Origin of the sequence: Salinicola salarius (assembly GCF_002179555.1) — a bacterium.
Taxonomy (GTDB): Bacteria; Pseudomonadota; Gammaproteobacteria; order Pseudomonadales; family Halomonadaceae; genus Salinicola; species Salinicola salarius_A.
Genome location: NZ_NHOU01000023.1, coordinates 1 through 12,647, shown reverse-complemented (window position 1 = coordinate 12,647; position 12,647 = coordinate 1). Strand labels below are relative to the sequence as shown.

The 12,647-nt window shown below is 63.1% G+C and carries 13 protein-coding genes and 1 pseudogene; 3 read left to right on the top strand and 11 right to left on the bottom strand.

Features of this window, described 5'->3' with window-relative positions; all coding sequences use genetic code 11:
• Nucleotides 1-204 precede the first annotated feature (204 nt).
• From modC to CCD76_RS14825, 8 genes are all read right to left on the bottom strand, one after another.
• On the bottom strand, nt 205-1,374 hold the full coding sequence (modC, locus tag CCD76_RS14860) for a molybdenum ABC transporter ATP-binding protein (RefSeq protein ID WP_087720233.1): 1,170 nt from the start codon (nt 1,372-1,374) through the stop codon (nt 205-207).
• The gene (modB, locus tag CCD76_RS14855; protein WP_256961324.1) at nt 1,371-2,084 is read right to left on the bottom strand and encodes a molybdate ABC transporter permease subunit; all 714 of its coding nucleotides are present in this window, start codon (nt 2,082-2,084) and stop codon (nt 1,371-1,373) included. The genes modC and modB overlap by 4 nt, the downstream gene beginning before the upstream one ends.
• A 14-nt stretch (nt 2,085-2,098) precedes the next feature.
• Nucleotides 2,099-2,884, bottom strand: coding sequence for a molybdate ABC transporter substrate-binding protein (modA, locus tag CCD76_RS14850; protein ID WP_256961323.1), 786 nt, complete (start codon nt 2,882-2,884; stop codon nt 2,099-2,101).
• A 91-nt stretch (nt 2,885-2,975) separates the two neighbouring features.
• Nucleotides 2,976-3,392: a winged helix-turn-helix domain-containing protein gene (locus CCD76_RS14845; protein ID WP_087720222.1), complete on the bottom strand. Its 417-nt coding sequence runs from the start codon at nt 3,390-3,392 to the stop codon at nt 2,976-2,978.
• Nucleotides 3,393-3,490: 98 nt separating this feature from the next.
• Nucleotides 3,491-4,909 (bottom strand): PepSY-associated TM helix domain-containing protein, encoded by a 1,419-nt coding sequence (locus CCD76_RS14840; RefSeq protein WP_087720221.1) that lies wholly within the window; start codon nt 4,907-4,909, stop codon nt 3,491-3,493.
• 122 nt (nt 4,910-5,031) lie between these two features.
• On the bottom strand, nt 5,032-5,427 hold the full coding sequence (locus CCD76_RS14835; RefSeq protein ID WP_087720220.1) for a DUF2946 domain-containing protein: 396 nt from the start codon (nt 5,425-5,427) through the stop codon (nt 5,032-5,034).
• An 82-nt stretch (nt 5,428-5,509) separates the two neighbouring features.
• The gene (locus tag CCD76_RS14830) at nt 5,510-6,070 is read right to left on the bottom strand and encodes a methylated-DNA--[protein]-cysteine S-methyltransferase (RefSeq protein ID WP_087720218.1); all 561 of its coding nucleotides are present in this window, start codon (nt 6,068-6,070) and stop codon (nt 5,510-5,512) included.
• Nucleotides 6,067-7,434: an AlkA N-terminal domain-containing protein gene (locus CCD76_RS14825; protein ID WP_087720263.1), complete on the bottom strand. Its 1,368-nt coding sequence runs from the start codon at nt 7,432-7,434 to the stop codon at nt 6,067-6,069. The genes CCD76_RS14830 and CCD76_RS14825 overlap by 4 nt, the downstream gene beginning before the upstream one ends.
• Nucleotides 7,435-7,744: 310 nt before the next feature.
• Between CCD76_RS14825 and kdsA the strand changes: the two genes are divergently transcribed.
• Both kdsA and CCD76_RS14815 read left to right on the top strand, forming a co-directional pair.
• Nucleotides 7,745-8,590: a 3-deoxy-8-phosphooctulonate synthase gene (gene kdsA / locus CCD76_RS14820; protein ID WP_087720216.1), complete on the top strand. Its 846-nt coding sequence runs from the start codon at nt 7,745-7,747 to the stop codon at nt 8,588-8,590.
• A 20-nt stretch (nt 8,591-8,610) separates the two neighbouring features.
• Entirely contained in the window at nt 8,611-9,165 is a 555-nt protein-coding gene (locus CCD76_RS14815) for a KdsC family phosphatase (protein ID WP_087720215.1), read from the top strand.
• Nucleotides 9,166-9,286: 121 nt separating this feature from the next.
• Here CCD76_RS14815 and CCD76_RS14810 read toward each other — a convergent pair whose 3' ends face one another.
• Both CCD76_RS14810 and CCD76_RS14805 read right to left on the bottom strand, forming a co-directional pair.
• Nucleotides 9,287-10,015: an LrgB family protein gene (locus tag CCD76_RS14810; RefSeq protein ID WP_087720213.1), complete on the bottom strand. Its 729-nt coding sequence runs from the start codon at nt 10,013-10,015 to the stop codon at nt 9,287-9,289.
• Entirely contained in the window at nt 10,012-10,380 is a 369-nt protein-coding gene (locus CCD76_RS14805; protein WP_087720212.1) for a CidA/LrgA family protein, read from the bottom strand. The genes CCD76_RS14810 and CCD76_RS14805 overlap by 4 nt, the downstream gene beginning before the upstream one ends.
• Nucleotides 10,381-10,503: 123 nt before the next feature.
• Between CCD76_RS14805 and CCD76_RS14800 the strand changes: the two are divergent.
• Nucleotides 10,504-11,582 (top strand): annotated as a pseudogene (locus CCD76_RS14800) (IS3 family transposase).
• A 252-nt stretch (nt 11,583-11,834) separates the two neighbouring features.
• Here CCD76_RS14800 and csiR read toward each other — a convergent pair.
• Nucleotides 11,835-12,524 (bottom strand): DNA-binding transcriptional regulator CsiR, encoded by a 690-nt coding sequence (csiR, locus tag CCD76_RS14795; protein WP_087720210.1) that lies wholly within the window; start codon nt 12,522-12,524, stop codon nt 11,835-11,837.
• Between the last annotated feature and the right edge of the window lie 123 nt (nt 12,525-12,647).

Below are 12,647 nucleotides of genomic sequence, written 5' to 3'. Positions count from 1 at the left end.
TCGATCCCTGGATGCTGTCCCTAATCGCACTCCGTGCGAATTCACATCGTCCTTGAAGGTGCTTCCTTGCTGCAGCGGCATCCTGCCATCGGCAGTTTATACGAGGTTCTATTCATAAAGCGAATAGGAAATTATAAGTAAAACATTAAGTTACAAAGAAATACGTTCGATTTCCGATCCGCTCGCCAGTCTTTTTCGAGTTTTCTACAAGCCCTTGTTTCCAGACTGGAATCGCGAATCGAACGCGACGCTCCGGATGAGCCCGATGACGATCATTCCCGCTTTTAGTTGCATTTCGTCACAAGCCTGGCGGGTGAGCCGGGCACGCAGCCGCTGCCGACCCACACGCAGCCGCACTTCGCTGGCACTTGGCGCCTGGGGCGATGGCTCGATCGCCTCGATCACGGCACTGAGGCCGTTGCGGTAACTCGTCCCCTCGGGCATGACATGGGCAAGCGCCACGTCGCGCACGCCGACGCGCAGGCGTATCGGCGTGCCGGGCGGCTGTTCGATCGCCGGAATGCGCAGCGTCTGGCCATCGTCGAGAGCAACCCGCGTCAGCGAATAGCGGCTGTCATGGTCGACCACCTTGGCGCTGAGGCGTGTGGCGGCGTCGAAGCCGCCCAGCCGGTCGGTCAGGTCCAGCCGCATCATCAGCTCGTCCAACTGACCATGAGCCGTCAGGCGCCCCTGCTCGATGAGCGCCAGGTGATCGGCTATCGCCGAAATCTCCGCGGTATCGTGACTGACGTAGACCACCGGGATGTCGATTTCCCGGGTCAGGCGGACGAGATAGCGCAATAGCTCCTGCTTGCGCTCGCCATCCAGCCCGGTCAGCGGCTCGTCCATCAATAGCAGGCGAGGCTGGGTCAGCAGCGCTCTGCCGATAGCGACGCGCCGCGCTTCGCCACCGGAAAGCGTGCCCGGCAGGCGTCCCAGGAGAGGCTCGATGCCCAGCAGCGACACCAGGTCATCGAAACACGGACGAGCGCTCGGCGGCATGCCATAGGTGAGATTGCCGCGAACCCGATAGTGCGGAAACAGCCGCGCCTCCTGAAACACGACGCCCAGCTGACGCTTGTGGATCGGCACGTGAGTGCGGTTCGCGATGTCTGTCAGGGTACGCTCGCCGAGCCGGACGCGACCGGCATCGGGGCGATCGAGACCGGCAATCAGCCTCAGCAGGCTGGTCTTGCCGCTGCCCGACTGGCCGAACAGGGCCGTCACGCCGCTGGCAGGCACCGAAAGCGAGATATCGAGGCTGAAGTCGCCCAGACGCTTCTGTACGTGGCATTCCAGGGCATCGGCGCCGCCTCGGGCCGGCGCCGCCTGCAGATGCGCGAGAGGGGGTGAATGGCGGGAAGCGTCGCTCATCGGTCACGCTCCTCGAGACGCAGCCTGGCACGGCGGGCCAACCATTCCGACGCGATGAGCGAGAGCATGGCGATCGCGATCGACAGTACGCAGAGTCTGGCGGCGGCGGCTTCCTTGCCCGGCGTCTGGATCAGGGTATAGAGCGCCAACGGCAGGGTGCGGGTTTCGCCGGGGATGTTCGACGCAAAGGTGATGGTGGCGCCGAATTCCGAGAGCGCGCGGGCGAACGCCAGTACCGTACCGGTCAGCAACCCCGGTATTGCCAACGGCAGCGTGATCGTGAACAGCACCCGCCATCGATTGGCGCCCAGCGTGCCCGCGGCGGCTTCCAGCTTGGGATCGACGGCCTCGAGCGAGAGCCTGACGGCGCGAACCAGCAGTGGAAACGCCATCACGCCACCGGCGACGGCGGCGCCTTGCCAGGTGAAGGGGAGCGAGAAGCCGAATCCCTGATTCAGCCACTGGCCCAGCCAGCCGTTGCGTCCCAGCGAGAGCAGCAGCAGATAGCCCACGACCACCGGCGGCAGAACCAGCGGCAGATGCAGCAGACCGTCGAGCAGTGCCTTGCCGCGAAATTCGTGACGCGCCAGCAGCCAGGCGACGGCGATGCCGGGGATCAGGATCCAGCCGACAGCGCTGCCGGCGATCTTCAGGCTGAGCACGATCGCCTGCCATTCGGCATCGGAGAGCGCCATCGCCTCAACTAGCATCCAGGCCTCGGGTCTCAGTTGGCGTCGACGGGCGTAAAGCCGTAGCGGGAGAAGATCGCCAGCGCGTCATCGCCGGCCAGCCATTGACGGAACGCGTCGGTCGCATCGCTCGGTGCCGGATTCACCATGGCGAGCGGATAGGTGATGGGGTCGTGACTGTCGTCAGTGAAGACACCGATTTCCCTGACCCGGTCGCTCGCCCTGGCATCGGTTTCGTAGACGATCCCGAGCGGCGCTTCGTCGCGTTCGACCAGGGCCATTGCAGCGCGCACGTTGTCGCCGTTGGCCAGGCGGGATTGCAGCCCATCCCATTCGCCAATCGCCTGCAATGCCTGCCTGGCATAGATGCCGGCCGGTACGTGGCTGGTTTCGCCCACCGAAAGCCGCTCGCCATCGCCGAGGCGTGAGGCGATGGTGATCTCACCGCCCGGCGTGAAATCCGCGATGTCGCTGGTGGCGGGGGCGATCAGTACCAGCCGGTTGCGCAGCAGATCCACGCGTTCGCCGACCGGCACGTTCTGCTTCGCGAGCCAGTCCATCCATTGTTCGTTGGCGGAGATGTAGATATCGGCGGGCGCGCCGTTGGCAATCTGGCGCGCGAGCGTCGAAGACGAGGCGTAGATCGGGACGATGTCGACGTCGTGATCGGATTCATAGGATCGGATCGCCTCGTCCATGGCATCGGTCATCGACGCGGCGGCGTAGACCTGAACCTGCTCGTCGGCGGCATGAGCGGCAAGCGGCATGGAGAGCGCCAGCGCCAGAAAACAGAAAGGAGTCTTGCGTACCGGTGAAGTCACGATGTTCTCGTTATGTCTGAATGGAAATAACGGGAAATCACTATAGCGGTCGGTACCGCGACGGTCGAGGAAAAATCGGGCAGCGCGGCGCTCAATCGGGTTCGTTTTCCGAATCCGGCCTCGCATCGGCGAGCGGGGGCGGCTCGGCCTGGTGGCGGGTAGAGAGGCTGTCCAGCAGGGCTCGGCCGCTGGCATGTTCCGTCAGGTCCGCGGTCAACTGGCGGTAATGCCGGATGATGTCTCGGCCTAGATCGGTCAGCGTGGCGCCACCGCGCTGGGTGCCGCCGGTGGCGGTATTGACCACCGGCGCCGCCAGGTGGCGGTTCATGGTATCGAGCAGTTGCCAGGCCTTCTTGTAGCTCAGGCGCATCTCGCGGCACGCCGCCGCGATCGAGCCGTGTCGCTCGATCGCTTCCAGCAGGTCGATCTTGCCGGGGCCGATCACGATCTCCTTGTCGGCGACCAGGCGAATCTGAAAGCGTGGCGTGGGGTGGTGCGTACGGGTCATGGCGATATACCTGGCATGCGAAACGGCCTTTCTGGCGTGAGCCGAAGGTTTTAGCACAGGTTGGCCTCGCTCTCAGCCAACGTGATCACATCCGGCCGTCAGATCGACGTCACGACCGTGGCGGGGCGGGCGAGCCGCCAGCGTAGCCAGTCGACCACCACGAACACGGCAAGGCTGGCCCCCATGACCGGCAGCGAGTACCCCAGCGCGACGGCGATAGCGGCAACCGCCAGCTTCGCTCGCGTGCCAAGATCTCGGTAGATCGCCGTGAAAGCTTGCGGCGCGTTGGCGCTGGTGGAAGCGGCACCGGCAAGAGACGGGCGGCGGCGCCACCACATTGCGTAGCCCCAGCACACCAATGTCGCGAGGCCCGTGGCGAAGGCGATCAGTACCAGCTGGTTGGGCAGCCCGAACAGTATGCCCATGTGCAGATCGATGCCCCAACGAGTCAGCTTGGCCGCCAGCGGGAAGGTGGCGAAATCGGCCCGATCGGTGACGGCAAACGTTTGCGGATCGAGCGCCACCTGATCGACCTGGGTCGGCCATTCCCTGGCCACTTCACGAATGGTCCAGGCCTGTCGCGGTGAGGGCGGCGGCACGATTTCGACGCTGTCGGCGTCGATGCCGGCGGCTCTTGCCGCGTTCAAGGCGTGATCGAAGTCGCCAGGCGACAGCGGCGAGGGCTGTGCCATGTTCATCCCGGCGTGTCCGGCAGTGGCATGATGCGCCGCATGCGGATCGGCGTCCCGCTCCGAGCCGGAATGCGAGGCTGCAAGATCGGTGGAGACAGCGGGTGTCCCCCAGTCCCAGGCATGACGCAGCTGAGCGATGTTGCCGCCGGCCCACTGCGACCAGGTCAGCCCCGTTGCCGAGAAGAACAGCAGACCGATCAGCGCCACGATGCCCAGCGTGGCATGACGCCGGCGCAATCGTTGCCGGCCTGCTGCCCGCCGTGTGATTCGGCGCTGGCGCCACCACAGGAAGGCGCCGCTGAGTGCGGCGATCCATAGCCAGGACGCCGCCAGTTCACTGTAGAGTCGGCCGATATCCCCCAGCAGCAGGCTGCGGTGGAACTGATCGATGGCGGTGCGTAGCGGTAGTATGCCGCTGGTGCCGTAGACCGGCATGTCGCCGCGAATCTCCAGTGTGACCGGGTCGACGAACAGCGCCCGGTGTTCGGAGGGGCCGAATGCTTCGCCACCGAACAACACTCGAGTGGTCGTTCCCGGCTCTGGCGCAGGACGAACGGCGGCGGGTGCGGCAGCGATGCCAGCGACATGCTGGGCCGCTTCGATCTGGCGTGACAGCGGTTGGGATTCGCCGCGACTCTGCGTGGTCAGGGCGTCTTGATAGAGCCAGTTTTCGAGCTGCGGCGTCAGCGCATAGGCAATGCCGGAAAGCGCAGCCACGAGCAGGAAAGGGCCGACGAACAGGCCGACGTAAAAATGAAGGCGAGTGATCAATGCCACCCACGAGGGAGGCAGGCGGCGGCCGGTCGCCGACGAGACGGTATCCATGGATGAACTCCGAACCTGAATGATTTTCAGCGTGAGTCCCGGCCGAAGGCCAGGAGCACGTACGACGCCGGCAATGCAGCCCCGGGAGGCGGCAGTGGCGGCGACAGGAGACGGAAAGGACTTCAGGCGCGGGGTGGCGCGCGGGAGGCGTAGCGGGGATAGACCGGTGTGGTGGAGGGCAAGACCACGACGACGGGCGGATGGAAGGTTGCTGGCGGTGGCGTCGACGGCGGCAGCACTTGCGGAAGCGCGAGCCCCGGCACGTGCAGGAAGAGTTCGCAGTAGCCACACGCGGCCATGTCGAAATGGTGGAGGAGATGGGCATCGTCCACCGCCCGCGGCTGGCCGTGGGCGTGAGGTTCGGCGTCGCCATGACGGGGCATTTCCGCCATGGTGCCGACCGGCATTTCCATCAGCCGCTGCATCTGGCTGATCAGCGGCCCCGTGAACGCCAGCAGCATGGCGAACAGCGCGAGCACGGTCAGCGGGCGATACCAGCGGTGCCAGAAAGAGGTCATATCCGTTCCAGGACGACGTCGTCAGGCCGCGACTCTACCCGTTGAGGGTTTGGCCGCCAATTGTCGCTGGCGGGGTGTGTGATTATGTCGCACCGAGGGTGAGCTGCTCCGGCTGCTGGTCTTCGTCGATGAGGACCCGCTCGTGCTGCAGAAGCCAGCGCTTGCGATCGAGCCCGCCAGCGTAGCCGGTCAGCTTGCCGTTGGCGCCGATGACACGGTGGCAGGGCACGACAAGACATAGCGGGTTGCGCCCGTTCGCCGCGCCGACGGCCCTCACCGCGCGTGGCGCGCCGATGGCGACGGCGATTTCCCGATAGCTGCACGTCTGGCCGTAGGGAACGCTCTGCAGGGCTTGCCACACGCTCAGCTGGAAATCGGTACCGCGTGGTGCCAGAGGCAGGTCGAACGTCGTCAGCTCGCCCAGGAAATAACGCTCCAGCTGGCTGGCGCAGCGCGCCGTGAGGGCATTGCCGCGCTCGACCACGTTCGGGCTGCTCGAAAAGGCGAGCCAGGTGAGGCCGTGATCGGTCGCCCGTATCTCGATGGGGCCGAGCGGGACTGTCTCGGGCGGCCGATAGATCTGGACGTAGTCGTCGTGACGCAGCGGCAGGCGCGAATCACTCAATGGCGAGAAGGTGTTCATATCACTCGATTCCACAGTTGTAGCGTGAGATAGCTGCGCCAGGGCGAGGCGGCGGCGAGATCCAGCGGTGTCGTCAGGGCCGCGAGCGCACGGCGCACGCCGACATCGCCATCCAGCCAGATATCCGGGTTTCCGTTGCCGCGAAAGTCGGCGACGTTGGCTGTCCAGGGGCCGATTCCCTTGAGCGAGCACCACTGCTGGGGATCGTCGCCGATCTCGCCGCTGGCGTAGGCGGCAGCCAGACGGCGCACGGTGTCCCGGCGGTTGCCGGGGAGCTTCAGAAAATCCAGATCGCTGGCGGCGATGGCCTCGGCGGTGGGGAAGCGTCGACGACCTTCTTCATCGCTTTCACCGAGCCGGTCGACGAGCTGCTGGATCAACCGGTTGGCGGCGGCCATCGACACCTGCTGGCCGAGTACCGCGCGGATACCTGCCTCGAAGACATCCCATGATCCCGGCAAGCGCAATCCTTCGGCCAGCGGAAGCGCTGGAACGGATTGGTGCAGATGGGCTTCGATGGTCTGTGTGTCGGCGTCCAGATCCAGCATTCTCCGGATTCGACGAACGATCGCATGGAGATCGCCCAGTTCGCTCAACACCAGAGTGACCTCGAACTGATGCCGCCTGGCGTCGTGGCGGGCTTCGAAGTGTCCCGTCGTCGTGCCATGGCGGATCGTGCGGCCCAGCGTATCCTCGCTCACCCATTCGAGGCCCGCGATGGCATGCAGCGCATGAAAATGACGTAGCCGTTGCCACTGGTAGGGCGGGCGGTAGGCCAGCTTGAGCGTCAAGGCGGCGCTTTTTCGGCTTCGGCGGCGGCGGATCTCGGTGGGCGTCAGCGCCATCTGGCGTTTGAAGGCGTCGTTGAAGCGGCGCAGGCTCGAAAATCCGCTGGCATGGGCGACATCGACCACCGGCAGCGTGGTTTCGTGAAGCAGCTTCTTGGCGAACAGGCACTGGCGGTAGAGCGCGTAGGCCTTGGGGGATACGCCGAAGCGGCGCTGAAACAGCTGGCGCAGGTAGCGCTCGCCGATGCCCAGTCTCTCGCAAAGCCGTGCGACGTTGCCATCCTGGAGGGCGCCGCTGTCGATCAGGCTGATCGCCCGGGTCAGCGTGGTCCGGGCACCCATCCAGGCGGGTGAATCCGGCGCGCTGTCCGGCCGGCAGCGCAGGCAGGGGCGAAAGCCGGCGTTGGCGGCGGCGACCGCCGATTCGAAGTAGCGCACGTGGCGTTCCTGCGGAAGCGTCGCCGGGCAGACGGGGCGGCAGAAGATACCGGTGGTGCTGACGGCGATGAAGAAGCGGCCGTCGAAACGCGCATCGCGCGCTAGCCGCGCGCTTCGGCATTGCTGAGGGTCGAGCATGGCATGCGTCCTGGTCGTCGTCGCGAGCTCATTCGTCTCGAGTTCATTATAGTGCGCGGCGATGGGGCGACTGGCCGGATCCGGCACTGAATGCCCGTGTCGGATAGAGCGGCGAATCGTCGGCACGAAGATCGGCCATAGGTCGGTGCATCAATAGGACGGAGCATCAATAGAGCGTGCATCAGCATCAATAGGGCGGTGCATCAGCGAAAGGTAAAGATTACCGTCAGGATACTCCCTCCCGCGAGGCGAATTTCGCTAAGCTGTCGGCTCGTGCAGGATCGCATTTCATGGATAGTGAGGAGGCTTGATGAAATCCGTATCGGTCGGCGGGCTGGCAGTCACCAACGACGCGCCCTTTACCCTGTTTGGCGGCGTCAACGTGCTGGAGGATCTGGACAGTACGCTCGAGGCGTGCGAGGCCTATGTCGAGGTGACGCAGAAGCTCGGCATTCCCTTCGTGTTCAAGGCTTCCTTCGACAAGGCCAATCGTTCGTCGATCCACTCCTTCCGTGGGGTCGGGCTCGACGAGGGATTGAAGATCTTCGAAGCGGTCAAGCACAAGTTCGGCGTGCCGGTCATCACTGACATGCATGAAGTCCACCAGGCGCAAGCCGTGGCCGAAGTGGCGGATGTGATCCAGTTGCCGGCGTTCCTGGCCCGTCAGACCGATCTGGTCGTCGCCATGGCGAAGACGGGCAAGCCGATCAACATCAAGAAGCCGCAGTTCCTGAGCCCGGGCCAGGTCAAGAACATCGTCGACAAATGTGCCGAAGCGGGTAACGAGCAGGTCATCCTGTGCGAGCGCGGCAGTTGCTTCGGCTACGACAACCTCGTCGTCGACATGCTGGGCTTCCGTGAAATGATGGACGTCAGCGGCAACGCGCCGGTGATCTTCGATGTCACGCACAGCCTGCAGCGTCGTGATCCGACCAGCGCGGCCTCCGGCGGTCGCCGCCGCCAGGTGCTGGAGCTGGCGCGTTCGGGGATGGCGGTCGGCCTTGCCGGGCTCTTTCTCGAGGCGCATCCCGATCCCGACAACGCGCGTTGCGATGGCCCCAGCGCGCTGCCGCTGGACAAGCTCGAACCCTTCCTGGCCCAGATCAAGGCGGTCGACGACCTGGTCAAGAGCCTGCCCCGGCTCGAGATCGACTGATGGCATCTCGGGATCAAACGATGGCGCGCCCGGATCGTCGCGCCCAGATCGAGCTGGTGCTGTTCGATGTCGATGGCGTGCTGACCGACGGCACGCTGTTGATCGGCCCGGAAGGAGAAGCGCTGAAACCGTTCAACGTTCGCGACGGCGTCGCGGTTGGCCTGTTGCGCCAGCATGGGATCAGGAGCGGCGTGCTCTCGGCCAAATCGAGCCAGCCCTTGATCACGCGAGCCACGCAGCTCGGCATGGACGTGATCAAGATCGGCTTCAGCCACAAGCTCGAGGCCATCCGCCAGATTGCCGAGGAGGAGGGCATCGCCGCGGATCGCATCGCCTTTGCGGGAGACGATATCATCGATATCCCGGTGATGCGGGAAGTCGCCACGGCCTACGCGCCGGCCGACGCACACTCGCTGGTCATCGAGGCGGCCGATCATGTGACGAAGGCGCAAGGCGGGCGTGGTGTCGCACGCGAAATTGCCGAAGATCTGCTCTCGGCACGTGGTCTCGATCTGCACCAGATGTACGCCCACCTGCTGGGAGACGACGACGCGCTGCGCCGGATGGTTCAGTAGGCATGTCGGCTCGTTGGCGTTTTTCAAAGCGCCAGCGGTTGTTTGAGGCTTCTGGAATCTGCAGCAAGATATCGGCTCGACGGCCCGGTCACCGCTCGCTTCGGGGCGGTGACCGGCAATTTCACAGCCCGAAGAGATGGACGATGGGAGGCAGCACGAATGCCGTGACCAGCCCCGAAAGCCCCATCGCCAGCCCGGAAAAGGCGCCGGCCACTGCCCCGACGGAAGCAAAGCAGTAGGCAGTGCCGAAGCCATGTGCCGCCAACCCCATCGAGTATCCCTGAACGGTCGGGTCGGTAATCCGGGTCAACCGGAATATCCAGGGGCCGACGATGCAGCCCACGACACCGGTCAACAGCACCAGGCCCGCGGTCAGCGAAGGGATGCCGCCGAGCTTTTCGGCGATGCCCATGGCGATGGGCGAAGTCACCGATTTCGGTGCCAGCGAGAGCACCGTCTCGGTGTCGGCGCCGAGGATCATGGCGATGCCGACGGCGGAAACGACCGCGGTGGCGATACCGGCCATCGTGCCGATGGCGATGGGCCACAACATGCGGCGCACGCGTTCGCGGTGATCGTAGAGCGGAATGGCCAGCGCGACCGTGGCTGGCCCCAGCAGAAAGTGCAGGAACTGGGCGCCGGCGAAATAGGTGGGGTAGTCCGTGCCGGTCACCAGCAAAAAGCCGATCAGCAGCGCAATGGCGACGATGACGGGATGAAGAAGTGGCGTTCCGCCCGCCCAGCGGTTGATTCTGGTGGCGACGATGAAGGCCAGCAAGGTCGCCAGCAGATGCAGAAGCGGGCTGGCGGAAAGGTAGACCCATACCTGCTCGAGACCAAGGCCGTTCATGCGTCATGCTCCTTGGCAGGTGTCCTTTTTCGAGCGAGGCGCTGCAAGGTCTGGCTGGTCACCAGAATCGTTACCGACGTCGATACGATCAGCGTGACGACCAGGATCCAGATTTCTCGACTGATCAGGCCGAAATGCTGGATGAGCCCTACGCCGGCGGGTACGAACAGCAGCGTCAGGTATTTGAGCAGGCCTTCGCCCATGGTCCGGAGGCTTCCCGGCACACTGCCGCGGATCATCAAGCCAATCAGCAGAATCAGCATGCCCAGGACCGGCCCGGGAACGGGAAGGGTGAAGGCACGGCTGATGACTTCTCCCAGAAACTGACAGCCGAGCAGAATGCTCATTCCGATAATCAATGACATCTCGTCACCTTAGACTTTGGTCTAGATTTCGAGGCATTGTACCACTGACCTTCTCCCCAGAAACCGGTCCACCAATGATGTGAGTTTTTCGCTACGTTTACCTTGATGGCATGTGGTCTTGCGATGAAGCGTAACCGACATACCGAAGAGCAGATCATCACCATCCTCAAGGCCAACGAGCGCGGGGTCTCGATCGCCGAGCTGGCTCGTCAGAATGGCGTGACCGAGCAGACCCTTTATCGCTGGAAGGCCAAGTACAGTGGCATGGAGGTCTCCGAGGCCAAGCGCCTGCGCGAGCTGGAGGCCGAGAATGCCCGACTGAAGAAAGTGTTGGCAGAAAGCGCCCTCGACGATGCCGCGCTCAAGGAGATCGTCTCGGGAAAGTGGTGACGCCCGAAGCGAAGCGGCGTGCGGTACATTATCTGGTGGCAGGCGGCTGGCTCAGCCAGCGCGGCGCCTGCCGATTGCTGGGCCTGGCAAGGTCGGTAGCCCGGTACCAGGTGATGCCGCGTGACGATGCGCCGCTTCGGGCACGCCTGCAAGCCTTGAAGACCTGCTACCCCCGCTACGGCTAATTGCTGCTGCACGCACTGTTGCGTCAGGAAGGCCTGGTGATCAACCGCAAGCGTACCTACCGGCTGTACTGCGAGCATGGCCTCCAGATCCGGACCCGACGGCGCAAGCGGCTGATCCGGCCGAGGACACCGATGCCACTGCCGGGCCGCCCCAACCAGCGCTGGTCGATGGACTTCGTGTCGGACCAGTTGGCCTCGGGACGCCGCTTTCGTGTGCTGAACATCGTGGACGATTTCAGCCGCGAGTGTGTCGGCCAGTTGGTGGATACGTCTATCTCAGGACGTCGGCTGGCCCGGTTCCTGGACGAGATCGCGCAGCAGCGCTCACTGCCAGCCTCGATTGTTTGCGATAACGGGCCGGAGCTGACCAGCAAGGCAATGTTCTTCTGGGCGCGTGAGCGGAAGGTGACGCTGGCCTTCATCCAGCCGGGCAAGCCGACGCAGAATGCGTTCATTGAAAGCTTCAACGGCAAGTTCCGGGACGGCTGCCTCAACCAGCACTGGTTCCTGAGCCTGGCGGATGCACGACACGAAATCACGCAATGGAGGGCCCACTACAACCATGTCAGACCGCACAGCTCACTGGGTTATTTACCACCGATAGCGTATGCCGAGCAGTGCGCATGAGGAGCGGTTTCTTACATTGATAGCGGACCTAAACCAGGGGGAAGGTCAAAACCTCCAATATTCTTTGGCTACTTCCTCCATTGCAATATGGGGCGGCTCGGGTATTCAAGTATGTCAGAGTTGCCATCATCCTAGCTTTTATGTCGGCCCTTCAAGGTATGCGTGCGTGTAGGCCGTAATAAAGAGGGTGAGGCGTTTATGGTGCGCCATCTGCTCGACTAAACTCGCACGGGAGTATCGGTATAGCATGTATCATACCAAGCCACGATCCGTTAACACTTGTTTTATGACCGGCACCGGTGTCATTAAATGATCCAACATCATCTCACGGGCCTTTGAAGCGTCGCGATCCAAAATCACTTCGGTGAGGGCGGCATGCTCTTGTCGCTTGGTCTCCAATGCATCTTCTGAAAACACTGTCTGGCATAGCCACAGGTGGCGATACCGCTCGGCTTGATCAAATAGAGCCCTACGCGCTTGTAAAAGATGTGGGGAACAGCAGCCTGCAGCAATTGCGCTATGAAATGCCTTATGGCGCGCATCCCAAACATCCAGCATGTCATCAGCGCTATTGATCTCCATTACCTTGGCCAGCGTATGGGCCTTGGCAAGTATTTCTGCTTCCCAGTCGTCGTCTCCACGGGAGATGGCTAGTTCCAGCACAAGCCCCTCTAAGTGGGCGCGAGCATCATAGATCGCTTCAAGCTCTTGTACCGACATCCCTGCCACTCGATAGCCGCGTTGGCTTGCCGCTGTAACTAGATGCTCGCTGACCAACTGAGATAGCGCTTCACGCATAGGGCCAATGCCAAGGCCATAACGGACTTTCAGGCGGCTCATCAGTAGCTTTTCACCAGGTGCATAGACGCCACGGATGATATCGCTCTTAAGTTGCTGGTATGCACTTATGGCGAGATTGGGTCGTGGGCTAGCGTTGGTCATGTCGCGATTCCATGAGGGTGTATGCCAATCATAACGGAATCTCACTGAGCCAGGAACAAAGGCAAAACATTCAAATAGAGAAATAACCTAGATGTCGGGTCCCGCGTGATTGACAACCCGTTT